Below are 17,029 nucleotides of genomic sequence, written 5' to 3' on the forward strand. Positions count from 1 at the left end.
CGCTCTTTTGTTTTATGAGATTACATGGCCGAGGACCGGGCGGACAGATGCCGCCCGGTCGTCAGCACCCGGATCAGTAACCCAGGTCTTTCTTCATCTCGTAGACGGCCATGTTATCATCTTCGAGCGTGTAGAGCTTGGATTCGGTCTGGATCCACTTCGGCGGAACCGTACCGTCGGCAAAATAGGTCTCCAGCGCGTCGAGTGCCGGGCCGGCCATGTTCGGGGTCAGCTCAATGGTGGCATTGGCTTCGCCATTGGCCATGGCCAGGTGAATATCCGGCACGGAGTCGATGGACACGATCTTGATGTCCTCGCCCGGCTTCAGGCCGGCTTCCTTGATCGCCTGGATGGCGCCGACGGCCATGTCGTCGTTATGGGCGTAGAGCGCGCAGATGTTTTCGCCGCCAACGGCCTTCAGGAAGCTTTCCATCACGACCTTGCCCTGGGAGCGGGTGAAGTCGCCGGTCTGGCTGCGGACGATCTCCAGGTTGTCGTGACCGGCAATGGCTTCTTCAAAGCCTGTCTTGCGGTCGATCGCCGGGGAAGACCCGGTGGTGCCCTGCAGCTCGACGATATCGCATTTCTCGCCGGCCGCATCGTCGACCAGCCACTGGCCGGCAACCCGGCCTTCATGCACGAGGTCGGATGTCACCGCGGTCAGGTAGAGGTCTTCGGGTGCATCGACGGTCCGGTCGAGAAGGACGACGGGAATTTCCGCATCCTTTGCTTCTTCCAGCACGTCGTCCCAGCCGGTTGCGACAACCGGGGCCAGCAGGATCGCATCAACGCCCTGGGCGATGAAGGACCGGAGCGCCTTGATCTGGTTTTCCTGTTTCTGCTGGGCGTCGGCGAATTTCAGATCGATGCCACGCTTTTCGGCTTCCTGTTTGGTCACCGTGGTTTCAGCTGCCCGCCAGCCGGATTCGGATCCGATTTGCGAAAAACCGATGGTCAGATCGGCAGCCATGGCGGTCACGGGTGCAAAAGCCATTGCACCGGCAATAAGCATTGCCTTGAGTTTCATTCTTTCCTCCACAAGGTATGTTCTCCTCACAAAAGTCATTAAGTATTACTTTATTACTTTTGTAAAGTGCGTTGGTCCGTAGTCGGTGTAATTTTCGTGTTAACTTGTTGAAATATAATACATTCCTCAAGATATTCTCAACCGGGGAGGGCGAAATCGGCCCGACGACAGGTTGAGTACCAGAGGCGGAAATAACCCCTGGGTTGCCGTTCGGGCGGCTCGGCACCCGAAATGCCCCGATACCCTCAGGTGGCGGGCGGGTCGCGCCGCAGCCGGGTTCCTACGAATGGCTATCCCGATTCCGGAATTCTTTTCTTGAAATCAAGCCGTAACCCGGCACTCTATCGGTTCTGCCGTTGTTCGGGCGGCATCCGTCTGCTTTCATCGAACCGCATGGATGCAAGAAAACGGCTTGTATTGCGGTGCTGGCCCGAAAGAGGGGGACGTTGCCATGCGCCTCGGCACATCATTTCCATCATTTCCGGATGGACAACGAGCAAAAAGAAGTTATAAGATATAACTATTATAGATCATCACCTGATCGGGACGAGGAAACCGGCCAGGCTGTAAAAGTGATCTGTCAGGGAGGACAAGATGACCAGTTTGCACAAAAAGCTCTCGAAGTTGGCCTTGGCCGCGGCGGTGTCCGCGATCGGCCTTGCGGGCGCGACGTCCACCACGTTTGCGCAGGAAGTGACGCTTCGCCTGCATCAGTTCCTGCCGGCGCAGGCCAATGTGCCCAAGAACATTCTGGATCCGTGGGCGGACAAGATCGAGCAGGAATCGGGCGGCCGAATCAAGATCGAGCGCTATCCGGCCATGCAGCTCGGCGGAAAGCCACCGGAGCTGATGGACCAGGTGATCGACGGTGTGGTCGACATCGTCTGGACGCTTCCCGGCTATACGCCCGGCCGCTTCCCGCGGACAGAGGTGTTCGAGCTGCCCTTTACCATGAACGACGCCGAGACCACCTCTCGCGCCTACTGGAAACTCGCCGAAGAAACCATGATGGATCAGGACTTTGCGCCCATCAAGCCGCTCGGCCTGTGGGTCCATGGTCCCGGCGTGATCCATTCCAGCCAGCCGATCGACGAGCTGTCGGATCTCAACGGCGTGAAGCTGCGCGCGCCGACCCGCGTGACCAACAAGCTGTTCTCGAACCTCGGTGCAACGCCGATCGGCCTGCCGGTGCCCGCCATTCCGGAAGCTCTGAGCAAGGGCGTGGTGGATGCCACGGTCATTCCGTGGGAAGTCGTCGGCGCTCTGAAGGTGAGCGAACTGGTGAAGAACCACACCGAGTTCCCGGAAGAGGCGATCTATACCTCGACCTTCGTGCTGGCGATGAACAAGGAAAAATACGAGTCCCTGCCTGACGACCTGAAGGCGGTGATCGACTCCAATTCGGGCCTGGAATTCTCGGCGTTCGCGGGCAAGAAGATGCAGGAAGACGATGCCGGTCCGCGCCAGGCGGCGATCGATATGGGCAACAACATCATCGAGCTGACGCCGGAACAGGCGGCCAAATGGAAGGAAGCCGCACAGGGCACCATCGACGCGTGGATCGCCGAAATGGATGAAAAGGGCCTCGACGGAGCGGGCCTGTTCAAGCGGGCGCAGGAACTGACGGCGTCCAACTGATCGTGCCTACCATCTTGCCCCCGGAAGTCTGAACTTCCGGGGGTTTCTTCCGACAGGAACGAGATAATGCTGCTCAATCTGATGGACCGTCTCGCACGCGCCATGGCGATCCTCGGCGGGCTGGTGCTGACGGCGCTTATCGCGCTGACCTGCGTCAGCGTGCTGGGACGCGGCCTGAACACCCTGGGGCATTCGGCTTTTCTGACCTCCCTTTCGGAGGCTGCCGCCAAGGCCCTGACCGCGACCGGCGTCGGGCCGGTGTCCGGCGACTTCGAGCTGGTGGAAGCCGGGATCTCCTTTACGATCTTCGCCTTCCTGCCGATCTGCCAGCTGCGCGGCGCACATGCGACGGTGGACGTTTTCGCCAACAGCTTTCCGCGCTGGCTGAACCGGTTTCTGATGACGTTCTGGGAAGTGCTCCTCAGCGCCCTCATCATTCTGATCACCTGGCGGCTCTATGTCGGCATGGAGGACAAGATGCGCTACGGCGAGACGACCTTCATCCTGCAGTTTCCCGTCTGGTGGGCCTACGGCCTCAGCTTTGCGGCCGCCGTGATCGCTTCGGTGGTTGCCGTCTACTGCGCCATTGCCCGGATTGCCGCATACGTTACCGGACAGGACCTGACACCGGATGCCGAGGGGGAATCCATTGAGCCTGCTTGAACTGGGATACATATCCTTTCCTCTGCTTCTTGTGCTGATCTTCCTGAGGGCCCCCATCGGGCTTGCCATGATGCTGTGCGGCCTGGGCGGTCTCTATCTGGCGACGGGAACGCCGAACATGTTCCTGTCGAAACTGAAGAGCGAAACCTATTCGACATTCTCCAGCTATTCGCTGTCGATCATTCCGATGTTCCTGCTCATGGGCCAGTTCGCGACCCATTCGGGCATGTCCTCGTCCCTGTTCAAGGCAGCCGAAAGCTGGCTCGGGCATCGCAAGGGGGGCGTCGCCATGGCGGCGGTCGGCGCCTGCGCGGGCTTCGGCGCGATCTGCGGATCCTCGCTTGCCACCGCGGCAACGATGAGCCGCGTGGCGCTGCCGGAGTTGCGTCGCTACGGCTATTCCGGCGGGTTTTCGACGGCAACGCTCGCCGCCGGGGGCACGCTCGGAATTCTGATCCCGCCGTCGGTCATCCTGGTGATCTACGCGATCCTGACCGAGCAGAACATCGCCAAGCTGTTCCTGGCAGCCTTCATACCGGGCATTCTGGCGGCGATCGGCTACATGATCACCATCTCGCTCTATGTGCGCCGCAATCCGAAGGCCGCCGGCACGCGCGAGCCGATGCCCTATGCCGAACGGTTCCGCGCGCTCGCCAACGTCTGGCCGGTGCTGCTGGTCTTCGGTCTCGTCGTCGGCGGGATTTATCTCGGCTGGTTCACCCCGACCGAGGGGGCGGCCGTCGGGGCGGCCGGAACGGGGCTGCTTGCCCTTGGTTCGGGCAATCTCACCTGGAAAATGTTCCTTGACAGCATCATCCAGACGGCGCTCAGCACGGGGATGATCTTCTTCATCGTGCTCGGCGCCGGCTTCTACAACAGCTTCCTGGCGCTCAGCCAGGTGCCGCAGGAACTGTCAAGCTGGGTCGTCGGCCAGGGCTTCAGCCCCTGGGTGGTGCTTACCCTGATCCTGCTGTTCTACCTGGTCTTCGGCTGCCTGATGGATAGTCTGTCGATGATCCTCCTGACCATCCCGATCTTCTTTCCGGTGATCAGCGTCCTGGATTTCGGCATGAGCCCGGAACACCTGGCGATCTGGTTCGGCATTCTCGTGCTGATCGTGGTCGAAGTCGGGCTGATAACGCCACCGGTCGGGATGAACTTGTTCATCATCAATGCCATGGACCGGTCGACGCCCATGAAGGAGACCTACAAGGCGGTGCTGTGGTTCATCACTTCCGACGTCGTCCGGGTCATCCTGCTGGTGCTGTTTCCGTCGATCACCCTGTTCCTGCTGGCCGGCTAGCCCGGCCGGCCGGAAGACAACCCAATCGGCACGTTTAAATAGATATGAGACATAATAATGATGAGAAGACACGAGTTGAGGCAAGGCAATGCTGATTTCAGGACATAGCGCGCTCGTGACCGGCGGCGGCAGCGGCCTGGGCGCGGCGACGGCGCGCCGGTTCGCGAGCCTTGGCGCCAGGGTCGCCATTCTCGATTACGACATCGACCGCGCGCGGAATGTTGCCGCGGAAATCGGCGGCCTCGCCGTCCAGGCCGACGTCTCCGACCAGGCGGCCGTGGACCAGGCGCTTGAGGAGGCGTCGCAGCAGCTCGGCGGCAGCCCGCGCATTGCGGTGAGCTGCGCCGGCGTCGGCCATGCGGCGCGGATCGTCGGACGCGAGGGCAAGCTGTCCTTCGACGTCTTCGAGAAGACGCTGCGGGTGAACCTCTTCGGCACCTACAACGTCATGAGCCATGCGGCCAGACGCATGATGGCGCTGGAACCGCTGGAGAGCGGCGAGCGCGGCGTGATCATCAACACCGCATCGGTTGCCTGGGAGGACGGGCAGCTGGGCCAGGCGGCCTATGCCGCCTCCAAGGGCGGGATCGCCTCCATGTGCCTGCCGGCGGCGAGGGAATTCGCCCGCGCCGGCATCCGCGTCATGGCGATCGCCCCGGGCCTCTTCCGCACGCCGATGATGGAAGGGCTGCCCGATGAAGTCGCCGAGGCGATCACCGCCAACATTCCCTTTCCCCCGCGCCTCGGGGAACCGGAGGAATACGCGCTTCTTGCGGAGCATATCGTCACCAATGCGTTCCTCAACGGAACGACCATTCGCCTGGACGGGGCCGTGCGCCTTCCGCCGCGCTGAGGATGAGCCAATGAGCGACCAGATCTTGAAAATCGAACTGAGCGACGGTGTCGCGACCCTCACCATGAACCGGCCCGGCAAGCGCAACGCCATGTGCGACGAGCTGCTGGAGGCCCTGGACGGCTTTTTCTCCAGACCGCCGGAAGGGGTGAAGGCGGCCGTGATCACCGGTACCGCTGGCCACTTCTGTTCCGGGCTCGATCTCAGCGAACATGTGGCGCGGGACGCGGAAGGCACCATGCGGCATTCGCGCGGCTGGCATCAGGTGATGGAGAGGATCCAGTTCGGCGGGCTGCCGGTGGTGAGTGCGCTGTTCGGCGCTGTGATCGGCGGCGGGCTGGAGCTTGCCGCCTCCACCCATGTGCGCGTGGCCGACCCGACCGCGTTCTTCCAGTTGCCGGAAGGCCGGCGCGGCATCTTCGTCGGCGGCGGCGCGTCTGTCCGCGTGGGGCGCATCCTGGGCGCCGACCGGCTGACCGAGATGATGCTGACCGGGCGCAAGTATTCCGCCGAGGAGGGGCTTCGGCTCGGCCTTGCGCACTACACGGTGGGCGAAGGGGAGGCGCTTGAAAAGGCTCAGGAACTCGCCCGCAGGATCGCGTCGAATGCGCCCCTCTCCAACTACATCATGATCCAGGCGCTCGCCCGGATCGAGGACATGTCGAAGGCCGACGGCCTCTTCACCGAAAGCCTGTGTGCGGCCATTACCCAGACAAGCCCGGACGCGCTGGAAGGCCTTGCCGCCTTCCTGGAAAAGCGCAGTCCCAACTTCAGGTGACCTCATGAAGAAGCCCGCGCCCGAGCCGGAGGCACAGACAGGCGTCGTCCATGTCAGCGACAAGACCCTGCGTGCGTTTCTCGGCTATCAGATGAAACGGACCTTCAACGTCATTCAGTCCGACCTGAGCCAGACGCTGAAGCCCTTCGACCTCAGGATGCTGACCTATACGGCCCTCGTCCTGATCGTCGACAATCCCGGCCTGCGCCAGTCGCAACTGGCCGAGGCGATGGATATCGAACGGCCGAACCTGGTCGTCATCATCGACGAACTGGAACGGCGCGACCTGATCATCCGCGACCGGCTGCCCAATGACCGCCGGGCCTATGCCCTGTTGCCGACGCTGGCCGGGCGGCGCCTCTGCGAGAAGGCGGTCGCCGCGGCGGAGGAGCATGAAAAAAGGCTTCTGCGGGACCTGAACCCGGATGCGCAGGCCATGGCGATGAAGGTCATGCAACTGATCGAAAACAACCGCCGGCGAGACAGCTGACGACGTTCCGGGAGGAGGCAGTCATGCAACGAACGAGAGAATACCAGCCCCATTCCGTCGAGCGGGAAGACCGGGCTGACGGGACCATCCTGCTGCGCTCCAGGCATGCGCTCACCCCGGCGGCCGGGCGGACCGGAGACTGGCTGCACCAGTGGGCGGAGGCCGCGCCCGGGCGGGTGTTCCTGGCCGAGCGGAGCGGGGCGGGATGGCGCGAGGAGAGCTATGCCGGCGTGCTGCAGCAGGTGCGCGCCCTAGGCGCTGCGCTGCGGGCACGCGGCATGGGGCCGGACACGCCGATCCTGGTCATGTCGGGCAACAGCGTCGACCACGGCATCCTGGCGCTCGCCGCGCAATATGTCGGTGTGCCGGTGGTGCCCGTGGCGGAGCAGTATTCGCTGGTCCGCGGCGCCCATGGACGCCTGCGCGAGGTTATCGACCTGGTCCGGCCGAAAATGGCCTATGTGTCCGATGCCGACCAGTTCGCCGAGGCGCTGAAGCTGGACGCGCTGCAGTCTGTCGACATCCTGGCAAGCCGTCCCGGCAGCGGGCGGGCAATCGCCATCGCCGATCTCCTGAAGGGCGACAGCGGCGTGGATGTGGATGAGGCGTTTTCCAGGGTGACGCCGGATACGGTCGGCAAGATCCTGATGACCAGCGGCTCCACCTCCAGCCCCAAGGGCGTGCTGACGACGCACCGGATGATGTGCGTCAACCAGGCCCAGCTGGCCGATTCTGCTGCCGTTCCTGCGCAAGCGGCCGCCGGTCATCGTCGACTGGCTGCCCTGGAACCACGTTTTCGGCGGGTCGCACAATTTCAACATGATGCTCTCCAATGGCGGCAGTCTTTATATCGACGACGGCAAGCCGGTGAAGGGGCTGTTCGACCGGACGCTGGAAAACCTGGCGATGAAGACCGGAACGATCGCCTTCAACGTGCCACTCGGCTTCGGCATGTTGCTGGGCGCGCTGGAGAAGGACGAGGACCTGCGCCGGCGGTTCTTTGAGGGTCTCGACCTGATCTTTTATGCCGGCGCCTCCCTGCCGCAGGACGTGTGGGCTGGTTTCGAGCGCATGGCGATGGAGGTGAAGGGCGAAATCCCGCTGATGACGTCTTCCTGGGGACTCACCGAAACGGCCCCCTCGGCCATGATGCAGCAGGAACCGGCGCCGCGCTCAGGGATTGTCGGCGTGCCGGTGAACGGGGTCACGGTCAAGCTCGTTCCCGATGCGGACATGCGCTGCGAAGTGCGCGTCAAGGGCCCCAACATCATGCCGGGATATTTCAACGACCCTGAAAAGACCGCCGCGGCATTCGACGAGGAAGGCTTCTTCATCACCGGCGATGCGATGCTGTTCCTCGACGCGACCGACCCGAACAAGGGCATGCGGTTCGACGGCCGGATTTCGGAGGATTTCAAGCTGCAGTCCGGCACCTGGGTGCGGGCCGCGCAGCTGAAGCTCGACATGCTGTCGCGCCTTGCCCCGCTGGCCGCCGACCTTGTGATCACCGGCGCGGACCGCAAGCAGATCGGCGTGATGATCTTCCCGAACCGGGAGGAACTTTCCCGGGCCGGCTTCGAGCTTCGCGAAGAGGGCGGCGCCTGTACCTGCACGCTGCTGCAGGGGGAAATCCATCGCCGCCTGAGTGAACGGGCGCGGGAAATCAGCGGCAGCTCGGCGCGGGTCGCACGGGCGATGGTGCTTGCCGAGCCGCCGTCCATGCCGGAGGGCGAAATGACCGCCAAGGGCAATCTGAACATCCGCAAGGTTCTGGCGCGGCGCGCGGAGCTTCTGGAGCGGCTTTACGACGACAACGACCCCGCCGTGGTCACAATCTGAGGAGGTCAGCAATGGTCGACATCACCAAGGTCCGGGCGATCGATATCCATACCCATGCGGAGGAGCCCTGCGGCTGTCATGCCGACGACGGCTATGACGACCTGCAGGCGACGATGGCCAAGTATTTCCGCGCGCCCTGGAGCCATCCGCCCACCGTGCCGGAAACCGCGGCGCATTACCGCGAGCAGAACATCGCCGCGGTCATCTTTCCCGTCGATGCGGAGCGGGAGACCGGCTACCGCCGCTACAAGAACGAGGAAGTGGCCGAGCTTGCCGCCGAGAACGACGACGTGCTGATCCCCTTTGCCTCGATCGATCCGCACAAGGGCAAGATGGGCGCGCGCGAAGCGCGCCGGCTGATGCGGGAGTTCGGCATCAAGGGTTTCAAGTTCCACCCGACGATGCAGGGTTTTTATCCGAACGACCGCATGGCCTACGAGCTTTACGAGGCGATCGCCGAGGAAAGCGCAATCGCGCTGTTCCACACCGGCCAGACGGGTGTGGGCAGCGGCATGCGCGGCGGCAACGGCATGCGGCTGAAATATTCCAACCCGATGTACATGGACGACGTGGCGGTCGATTTTCCGGACATGAAGATCATTCTCGCCCATCCCTCCTTCCCCTGGCAGGAGGAGGCGCTGGCCGTCGCCCAGCACAAGCCGAATGTCTATATCGATCTGTCGGGATGGTCGCCGAAATACTTCCCGGAAATCCTGGTGAAATACTGCAATTCGATCCTGAAGAAGAAGGTCCTGTTCGGCTCCGACTGGCCGATGATCACGCCGGAACGCTGGCTGGCCGATTTCGAAAACATCGCCATCAAGGACGAGTTGCGCCCGGACATCATCAAGGGCAATGCGGCACGGCTCCTGGGGCTGGCATGATCAACCCACAACCGTGAAGCGCTGCGCAAATGAAGCCGTTTTCCGCACCTCTCGACGATATCCTCTTTTCCCTGACCCATGTGGCCGGCGCCGCAGACCTGCCGCACTGGGACGCGGAACTGGCGGCCGAAATCGGCGGGCACTTTGCCGCCTTTGCCGAAGAGCAACTCGCACCGCTCAACGAACCCGGTGACCGTCAGGGATGCCGGCTGGAGGACGGGCGCGTCTATATGCCCGACGGCTTCCGCGAGGCTTATCAGGTCTATGCGGAGCAGGGCTGGCCGGGTCTGACGGTGCCGGAGGACCACGGCGGGCAGGGGCTGGACGCGGTCGTGCAGGCGATCGTCTCGGAGATCTTTTCCGGCGCCAACCACAGCCTGCAGATGGTCGCCGGGCTCGTGCCCGGGGCCGTCAGCACGCTGCTTGCGTTCGGCACCGGAGGCCAGCAGCAGCGCCACATTGCCTCGCTGGCGTCCGGAGAGGCTCTCGCCACCATGTGCCTGACCGAACCGGAGGCGGGCTCGGACCTGTCGCGCATCCGCTGCCGGGCCGAACAGGCGGACAGCGGCTGGAGGATCACCGGCGAGAAGATCTTCATCTCCGGGGGCGACCAGGACATCAGCGCGCGGATCCTTCACCTGGTGCTTGCGCGCACCTCCGATGACGGCGTGAAGGGCCTGTCGCTGTTCCTGTGCCCGTCTCACCGTGCCGACGGCTCAAGGAACGCGGTCAGCGTGACGCGGATCGAAGAGAAAATGGGCCTGCATGCCTCTCCCACCTGCCAGCTGAATTTCGACGGCGCGGAGGCCGAGCTCATCGGCGAAGCGGGCGCGGGTCTCAAGGCGATGTTCACCCTGATGAACCACGCCCGCATCGATGTGGCCCTGCAAGGCGTTGCCCACGCGGCGCGCGCCTTCGACATTGCGCTGAGCTACGCCGGCGAACGGGTGCAGGGACGCGGGCCGGACGGCAAGCCGGTGACGCTCGACCGGCATGCCGACGTGCAGCGCATGCTCGATGAGATTGATGCGCTGGCCCTGGGCGGACGGGCGATGGCCCATCTGGCGCTCGTGACGCTCGAAGCCGGTAGCGATCCCGACCTGGCGGAGTTCCTGAAACCGGTTGCCAAGGTCTATTGCACTGAAGCCGGCATGCGCGCGAGCGAGACGGCCATGCAGGTTCTGGGCGGCTACGGCTACCTGAGGGAATACGGACTGGAGCAGGCCTATCGCGATGTCCGCATCACCGCGATCTACGAGGGTGCGAACGGCATTCACGAGCGCAACCTCGTGACCCGCCTCCTGCCCGGCGCGCCCGGCCGGGCCTTCGAGGCGTTCCTGCTGCTGGAATGCGGCAGCGGCAACGGCCGGCTTGCGGAATGGGTTGCCGAATGGCGACACGAGCGGGACCTCGTCCTGGCAAGCCCGGACCCTGCTTCAATGGCGCATGACTTCATGCGCATGACGGTACGTGTGCTGCTGGAGTGCCTGTGGACACGCATGGCCGACAAGGCCGACTTCCACCGGGACCCGAAGCGCATCCGGCGCCTTGCCGAAAAGATGCTGAATGCGCGGGCGGGGTAGGGACCCTTGGGACTCCGGCAAGAAACAGCCTCTCGAACCCCTCCGCGTCACCCTTGCCTGTCGGAGCGGCTGATGGCTTGTGTGGTGAATTCGGCGTGAATGGTACGCGCGCCTGAGTGTCCCGCCTGGTCACGCCGAGCGAGCTACGCGAGACCCGGGGCTACTCGTTTGCAGAGCGGATCTTGTTTGACGCCGCCGTACCGGCACCTCTCTTCGGCCTTACCACGCAGATCAGCGAGTAGGCCCCGGCTCTGCGCTGCGCTTGGCCGGGGTGACTCGGTGCCAGGGGATAAAGCGAGTTCTTCGGCAGTGCTGCCCGGTGGGCCAATGGCAAGCGGCGGCCTCTCTCCTCTTGCTGAGGTCATCCCCGACTCGATCGGGGACCTATTGGCGTTTCCAGATCGCAGAATATTGGAGATGGATCGCAGGATGGGCGGCTCACACTTCGCTTCGAACGCGGTCGCTCTGGAAATGATTAGATCCCCGATCGAGTCGGGGATGACCGCCGTGGTAAAGGCGCCTGCAACAAAAAGCTGAACCGTGGGGATAACACCTTCCGGGGGACGCTTCGCATTCCACTTTGCACTGCGGTTCGTTGTCGGGGTAGTCTCGGCGCCCTTGCCAACAGCAGTGACTCGCCTCCGTCTTCAGCATGCCGCGCCGTTCAACTCCCAAAAACGTGACCTTGAAGATGATCGCCGACCGGCTGGGGGTCTCGGTGACCACCGTTGCGCGGGCGATCAACGGATCGCCGAAGACCAGCGCCGGCATGGCGGAACGGGTCAACCGGGTGGCCGAAGAGCTCGGCTATGTCCGCAATATGGAAGGCGTCAAGCTGCGGACCGGGCGGACATACGTGCTCGCCGCCCTGCTCAAGTTTCCGTCCGACACCGAAATCGGCGATCCGACCCTGCTCGGGCTGCTGCAGGGCATTCATCAGCGCTGCCGGGATACGGACTATTCGGTGCGAACGATTATCGCACCGGAGACGGGCGAGGATACAATCGAGCTTGAAAGGCTGGTGAAGGGGCGTGGGTGCGACGGCGTCGTTCTGGATCACACCAGCCTTCAGGATCGCCGCGTCAAATATCTGCTCGAAGCGGGGATGCCGTTCATCACCTTCGGCAGGACGGAGCTGTTTTCGCCTCACGCCTTTTTCGATGTCGACAATGAATTCGCCGCCTGGCAGGGGACCAGCGAACTGATCCGGCGCGGTCACCGCAACATCGCGCTGCTCGACGGGCCTGAGGCCTATACCTATGTTCGCCAACGCATGACCGGCTACCGCCGTGCCCTGGCCGAGGCCGGTCTCAGCTACCGCGAAGAGCTGGTGCGCAATCTGGACCCGCAGGCCGATGCCGCCCGGCTCGCCGCTGCCGAGCTTGTCCGCACCACCGGTGTCGACGGCATCGTCTGCGTGAACGACGTGGTGCTGATGGGAGCGCGCAGAGGCGTGCGCGATGCGGCGCCGGAGCGGTTCAAGAACTTCGGCTTTTCCGTCCGCAGCGGCACGAACCTTGGCGACTACCTGGAGACGCGGCCGGTCACGTCCTATTTCTCCCGCATCGATGCCGGTTGGAGCCTGGCGGACATGCTCATCCGCCGGATCGAAGGCCAGCCGGTGGAGGAGCTGCAGAAACTGGTGCGGACCGAGCTGCGGTAGCGGGATGTCGGTTCGGGTTTGAGCGCGGCTGCTTCTCTTGGTCGTTGCTCTGAGAGGCGGCCAACTGACCGGTCCACGCTTCAAGCACAGCCTCATCCTGAGGAAGCGCGCAGCGCTGTCTCGAAGGATGGGACACTTGCTCCGGGGTATGCCGCCGATCCTTCGAGACGCGAGCAAGCTCGCTCCTCAGGATGAGGGTGTGGGTAGTAGCTGGCTCGATGTGGCTCCTCGGAGTGTCGTCAGGCGAACCGCTGCTGACCTCCCGGGAGGGCCTTCAGACCCGTTCCCAGAAAGGCATCCCGCGTCAATTGCGTTCAGGCACACGGGTCACCCCGGCCCAGCGAAGCGCAGAGCCGGGGCCTACTCGCTGGTCCGCTCGGCAAAGCCGAAGAGAACAGCGCCGGACTGGCCGCGTTCAGGCAGTAAACTCTCTGGAAACGAGTAGGCTCCGGGTCTCCCTTGCGTTCGCCCGGCGTGGCTCAGAGGGCTTCAGGGGCCGCTGCTGCTTCTCTTGGTTGTTGCTCTGAGAGGCGGCCAACTGACCGGTCCTCGCTTCAACCACAGCCTCATCCTGAGGAAGCGCGCAGCGCTGTCTCGAAGGATGGGAAACTTGCTCCGGTGTATGCCGCCGATCCTTCGAGACGCGAGCAAGCTCGCTCCTCAGAGACTGGCCCGAAATGTATTGAGTGATCCCGGTCGCTTGTGATTCCGTTATTGCGCTAACAGAACGGAGCTTCACCATGTGGACCGAGATCACCCGTGCCAACTATGAGCGTCGTGGCCAGCGTTACGCAAGCGATCTGACGAACGAAGAGTGGGATTTGGTCGCGCCTCATCTTCCGGAGAGGCGAGAGCGTGGGAGGCCGCGCACAACGTCGCTTCGGGAAGTGGTCAACGCGATCCTCTATCTGCTGCGTACGGGCTGCCCCTGGCGCTTTTTGCCAAGTGATTTTCCGCCGCGCTCGACTGTCCAGAGATACTTTTATGCGTGGCGTGACAATGAGTTATGGCGTGGGTTGAACCGGCGGATAGTGGAGCAGCACCGACAAGCGCAGGCACGCAGTGCCACTCCGTCCGCCGGTGTGATCGACAGCCAGAGCGTGGCAACGACCCAAGTCGGCGGGCCACGAGGCCTTGATCCCTTCAAGCGCATCAAGGGTCGCAAGCGTCACATCGTCACCGATACAGACGGGCTCGTTCTGGACGTTCTGGTGCATCCCGCCAATATCCAGGACGTGCACGCAGCTGTGCCGCTGCTGCAAAGCCTGCGGCGGATCTATCCCGATCTTACTCATATCTTCGCCGATCGCGTCTACCGTGGCCCGAAGCTTCTGGAAAAGCTCAAGGATTGCGGGCCATGGTCGATCGAAATCGTGCAACGGCCACCTGGGGTCAAGGGATTTGCGCTCCTGCCAAGACGATGGGTTGTTGAGAGAACCTTTGCCTGGTTCGGCCGACGCAGACGCCTCGCAAAAGACTTTGAAGCAAAACAGGAAACCCAAACCGCTTGGATCTATATCGCAAACATCGAACTAATCATCAGGCGACAGGCAAAGCTAACAAAATGAGTTTCGAGTCAGACTCTCAGGATGAGGGTGTGGGTAGTAGCTGGCTCGATGTAGCTCCTCGGAGTGTCGTCAGGCGAACCGCAGCAGCCCTCCCGGGAGGGCCACCAGATCCAGCCTAACCTCCGGGCCTGTACGCAACGAGATCATTGGCTGAACGGATCACGCCGACCTTCTGCAGGTCTTCGGCGCAGATATCCGGGCAGTTTTCCAGCTGAATGACGACCTCCTCGCCGGGAAGCAGGGTGTCGAGCATCCGGTCGGTGCTGCAGGCGGGGTCTATCCGGTCGGCGAAGAGGCAGAGGTCCTTGATGAGCGTCAGCGCGGCGATCCGCACCCTTGTTCCGGCCGGAGAGGCGTCGACACCCAGCCGAAAGCGGGCGGCCGGCAGGTCGAGATTGAGGTCTTCTTCGAAAAAGTGATGCGTCTTCGTGTTGCCGGCCGTCACCACGATGAGTTCGCGCCTGGGATCGGCCGGGCGCGCGATGCTGTCGGGAAGCGGGATGGTGACCGGCTTGTTGCGCTCCACGCAGACCCGCCAGATCTTGTGTTCGGCGAGCACCGTGCCGTCGAACCGGACCCGCTTGATGGAGACGGGCGTGCGCCATTCCAGGTTGGTGTCGGCGATGACGTGAAGGGCCAGGCCGCTTCCGGACTTCCGGACGGTCAGGAATTTTGCGGCGTAGACCTTCTTGAGCGCGTACCAGAGCGGCTTCTTGCGGCCGTAGCCGTCGATCGCCGCCCAGGAGGTGACCGGCCAGCAGTCATTCAGCTGCCAGACAATGGCGCCCCGGCAGGTCGGCTGCAAGGCGCGGAAATGGCTGATGGCGAAGGCGATGGCGTGAGCCTGATTGAGCTGGGTGGTGAAGTGCCAGTCGTCGAAGCCCGACGGATCGGGCAGGTGGCCCTGAAGGCCGCGCATCAGCTTGGTGTTGCCGCCGTCCGCCTTCTGGTGGTGCATCACGCCGGGCGAGGTCGGCGTCAGCGGGTCGTCTGAAATGGCTTCGCGAAGCGTTGCCATGGCGGGCGGCGCCTGCCAGCCGAATTCTGCGACGAAACGCGGCTGGTAATTTGCATAGACCTCATAGCCGACTTCGTTCCAGGCATCCCAGATGTGCCGGCAGCCGTGTTCGTCGGCATTGGCGAAGCGGTCTATGGAGCCGGAATAGGGGCTGCCGGGATAGTAGGTGCCGCTGGGATGCAGCTCTTTGACCAGGCGCGGCAAGAGATCCAGATAATAGCCTTCGCCCCAGGTCTTGCCGGCAAGCGCCTCCTGCCAGCCCCAGGCCTGATAGCCCCAGATGTTCTCGTTGTTGCCGTTCCACAGCGCCAGCGAGGGATGGGACATCAGCCGGGCGATATTGTCCCGCGCCTCGGCGTCCACCTCGTCGGGCAAGTTGCCTTCTTCCGGATAGGCGGCGCAGGCGAACAGGAAGTCCTGCCACACAAGAATGCCGTGGGTGTCGCAAAGCTCGTAGAAGTCGTCACTTTCGTAAATGCCGCCGCCCCAGACGCGCAGCATGTTGATGTTGGCGTCCTTCGCCTGGGTGATGCGCTGCTCCAGGCGCTCCTTGGTGATGCGCGAAGGGAAGCAGTCGTCCGGGATCCAGTTGGCGCCGAAGACATACATCGGCTTGCCGTTGACGATGAACGAGAAGGCGGATTGTGTCTCGTCTCCCGACAGATCCAGCGCGATGGTGCGGAAGCCGACCTCTCTGGTCTCGCGGTCGAGGACCACCCCGTCCTTCTTCAGCGTGATTTCAAGATCATAGAGCGGCTGCGCGCCCATGCCATGCGGCCACCAGAGATTGGGCGAGGGACAGGTCAGCTCCAGTGTGCTCTCGCCGCCCTCGGGGAAAACCGAGGCCGAATGGCTGCCGATGCGGGCCTCCAGTTCCAGGCCGCTGTCGTCGCCGTCAATGGCCGCGAAAATCCGCACCAGGCCGTCCTGCCCGGCCATGGACACGTCCAGCCTGAGGCTTTCGAAGCGCGCGCCGGACCAGCTGACCAGTTCCACGTCCCGCCAGATGCCGGCGGTCACCAGGTTGGGGCCCCAGTCCCAGCCGAAATTGCAGGCCATCTTGCGCATCAGGTTTCCGGGGCCCGGATAGCAGTTGGGCCGGGGTTCCAGCTCCAGCGTCTTCTCGTGCTCGTAAGGCGACAGGAACGTGACTTTCAGCCTGTTGCCTTGCGCCTTCAGCTGGCCCGTCACGTCGACCCGGTAGGTGCGGTGCATGTTCTCGCTGGCAAGGATCACCTCGCCGTTGAGGGACACGGTGGCCACGGTGTCGAGCCCGTGGAAGACGAGCGTGTGGCGCTCGCCGCTTGTCGGATCCGCGTCGAATTCGGTCTCGTAAACCCAGTCGCACTCGCCGATCCACTGGACCGCCAGTTCGTTGCAGTCGAGATAGGGATCGGGAATGACCTTTGCCGCCAGGAGATCCGTGTGGACACAGCCGGGGACGGCCGCGGGCCACGACATTTCCGGCGTGACGGGGGCAGCCGGCACGGCGCGCGAACAGCTCAGCTGCCAACCTTCGTGAAGGCGGCGGATGATTGTTTGCGGCACGGACCGAGGGTCCTGTGTCGTGGCGGTGCTGTGGCTGTTCACGGGTAACACTCCGGTAGGGCGGATTGACGCGGGCTCCGGACCGGCTTTCCGGCGGATCAGGTTTATCGATAAACCTGATTCCGTCCGGACGTCAAAGGGTGTTCGCAGCCTTGATCCATATGATTGAGAATG

At 63.2% G+C, this 17,029-nt stretch carries 13 protein-coding genes and 1 pseudogene; 12 read left to right on the plus strand and 2 right to left on the minus strand.

The features are described 5' to 3' along the window. Window positions 1–73: 73 nt before the first annotated feature. Window positions 74–1,027: a galactofuranose ABC transporter, galactofuranose-binding protein YtfQ gene (ytfQ, locus tag ON753_RS25045; protein ID WP_265966637.1), complete on the minus strand. Its 954-nt coding sequence runs from the start codon at window positions 1,025–1,027 to the stop codon at window positions 74–76. Between the two features lie 594 nt (window positions 1,028–1,621). On the opposite strand from ytfQ, the gene ON753_RS25050 reads away from it, so the two are divergent. The 12 genes and pseudogenes from ON753_RS25050 to ON753_RS25105 all read left to right on the plus strand — a co-directional run bounded on the left by ON753_RS25050 (window position 1,622) and on the right by ON753_RS25105 (window position 14,289). Continuing rightward, the gene (locus ON753_RS25050) at window positions 1,622–2,665 is read left to right on the plus strand and encodes a TRAP transporter substrate-binding protein (protein WP_265966639.1); all 1,044 of its coding nucleotides are present in this window, start codon (window positions 1,622–1,624) and stop codon (window positions 2,663–2,665) included. Window positions 2,666–2,731: 66 nt separating this feature from the next. Next, complete coding sequence (locus ON753_RS25055) at window positions 2,732–3,328, plus strand: TRAP transporter small permease (protein ID WP_265966641.1); 597 nt, start codon at window positions 2,732–2,734, stop codon at window positions 3,326–3,328. Beyond that, window positions 3,315–4,631 carry a TRAP transporter large permease gene (locus ON753_RS25060; RefSeq protein ID WP_265966643.1) on the plus strand — a complete coding sequence of 439 codons (1,317 nt, stop codon included), beginning with the start codon at window positions 3,315–3,317 and terminating at the stop codon, window positions 4,629–4,631. The genes ON753_RS25055 and ON753_RS25060 overlap by 14 nt, the downstream gene beginning before the upstream one ends. 88 nt (window positions 4,632–4,719) lie before the next feature. Then, on the plus strand, window positions 4,720–5,484 hold the full coding sequence (locus ON753_RS25065; protein WP_265966646.1) for an SDR family NAD(P)-dependent oxidoreductase: 765 nt from the start codon (window positions 4,720–4,722) through the stop codon (window positions 5,482–5,484). 10 nt (window positions 5,485–5,494) lie between these two features. After that, window positions 5,495–6,262 (plus strand): crotonase/enoyl-CoA hydratase family protein, encoded by a 768-nt coding sequence (locus ON753_RS25070; protein ID WP_265966649.1) that lies wholly within the window; start codon window positions 5,495–5,497, stop codon window positions 6,260–6,262. Between the two features lie 4 nt (window positions 6,263–6,266). Beyond that, window positions 6,267–6,752: a MarR family winged helix-turn-helix transcriptional regulator gene (locus ON753_RS25075; protein WP_265966651.1), complete on the plus strand. Its 486-nt coding sequence runs from the start codon at window positions 6,267–6,269 to the stop codon at window positions 6,750–6,752. A 23-nt stretch (window positions 6,753–6,775) separates the two neighbouring features. Beyond that, window positions 6,776–7,417: pseudogene (locus tag ON753_RS25080) on the plus strand (AMP-binding protein); the annotation flags it as partial. A 154-nt stretch (window positions 7,418–7,571) separates the two neighbouring features. Then, a complete protein-coding gene (locus tag ON753_RS25085; protein WP_265966653.1) occupies window positions 7,572–8,591 on the plus strand; it encodes an AMP-binding protein in 1,020 nt (339 codons plus the stop codon). An 11-nt stretch (window positions 8,592–8,602) separates the two neighbouring features. Then, window positions 8,603–9,475 (plus strand): amidohydrolase family protein, encoded by an 873-nt coding sequence (locus ON753_RS25090; RefSeq protein WP_265966655.1) that lies wholly within the window; start codon window positions 8,603–8,605, stop codon window positions 9,473–9,475. 29 nt (window positions 9,476–9,504) lie between these two features. Next, window positions 9,505–11,058 carry an acyl-CoA dehydrogenase family protein gene (locus tag ON753_RS25095; RefSeq protein ID WP_265966657.1) on the plus strand — a complete coding sequence of 518 codons (1,554 nt, stop codon included), beginning with the start codon at window positions 9,505–9,507 and terminating at the stop codon, window positions 11,056–11,058. Between the two features lie 691 nt (window positions 11,059–11,749). Then, window positions 11,750–12,721: a LacI family DNA-binding transcriptional regulator gene (locus ON753_RS25100; protein ID WP_265966659.1), complete on the plus strand. Its 972-nt coding sequence runs from the start codon at window positions 11,750–11,752 to the stop codon at window positions 12,719–12,721. A gap of 740 nt (window positions 12,722–13,461) precedes the next feature. Then, window positions 13,462–14,289, plus strand: a complete 828-nt coding sequence (locus tag ON753_RS25105) for an IS5 family transposase (RefSeq protein ID WP_265965358.1) — start codon at window positions 13,462–13,464, stop codon at window positions 14,287–14,289. A 115-nt stretch (window positions 14,290–14,404) separates the two neighbouring features. Here the strand turns inward: ON753_RS25105 and ON753_RS25110 are convergent, their stop codons facing one another. Beyond that, window positions 14,405–16,855: a glycoside hydrolase family 2 protein gene (locus ON753_RS25110; RefSeq protein WP_377047267.1), complete on the minus strand. Its 2,451-nt coding sequence runs from the start codon at window positions 16,853–16,855 to the stop codon at window positions 14,405–14,407. Window positions 16,856–17,029: the final 174 nt, after the last annotated feature.

The organism is Roseibium salinum (assembly GCF_026240905.1).
GTDB classification, from domain to species: Bacteria; Pseudomonadota; Alphaproteobacteria; order Rhizobiales; family Stappiaceae; genus Roseibium; species Roseibium salinum.

What these genes read in the sequence shown, in the direction of transcription:
- ytfQ (WP_265966637.1), bottom strand. Translation starts at nt 1,027, where the DNA reads ATGAAACTCAAGGCAATGCTTATTGCCGGTGCAATGGCTTTTGCACCC.
- ON753_RS25090 (WP_265966655.1), top strand. Translation starts at nt 8,603, where the DNA reads ATGGTCGACATCACCAAGGTCCGGGCGATCGATATCCATACCCATGCG.
- ON753_RS25075 (WP_265966651.1), top strand. Translation starts at nt 6,267, where the DNA reads ATGAAGAAGCCCGCGCCCGAGCCGGAGGCACAGACAGGCGTCGTCCAT.
- ON753_RS25065 (WP_265966646.1), top strand. Translation starts at nt 4,720, where the DNA reads ATGCTGATTTCAGGACATAGCGCGCTCGTGACCGGCGGCGGCAGCGGC.
- ON753_RS25050 (WP_265966639.1), top strand. Translation starts at nt 1,622, where the DNA reads ATGACCAGTTTGCACAAAAAGCTCTCGAAGTTGGCCTTGGCCGCGGCG.
- ON753_RS25055 (WP_265966641.1), top strand. Translation starts at nt 2,732, where the DNA reads ATGCTGCTCAATCTGATGGACCGTCTCGCACGCGCCATGGCGATCCTC.
- ON753_RS25070 (WP_265966649.1), top strand. Translation starts at nt 5,495, where the DNA reads ATGAGCGACCAGATCTTGAAAATCGAACTGAGCGACGGTGTCGCGACC.
- ON753_RS25095 (WP_265966657.1), top strand. Translation starts at nt 9,505, where the DNA reads ATGAAGCCGTTTTCCGCACCTCTCGACGATATCCTCTTTTCCCTGACC.
- ON753_RS25085 (WP_265966653.1), top strand. Translation starts at nt 7,572, where the DNA reads ATGATGCTCTCCAATGGCGGCAGTCTTTATATCGACGACGGCAAGCCG.
- ON753_RS25105 (WP_265965358.1), top strand. Translation starts at nt 13,462, where the DNA reads ATGTGGACCGAGATCACCCGTGCCAACTATGAGCGTCGTGGCCAGCGT.
- ON753_RS25100 (WP_265966659.1), top strand. Translation starts at nt 11,750, where the DNA reads ATGATCGCCGACCGGCTGGGGGTCTCGGTGACCACCGTTGCGCGGGCG.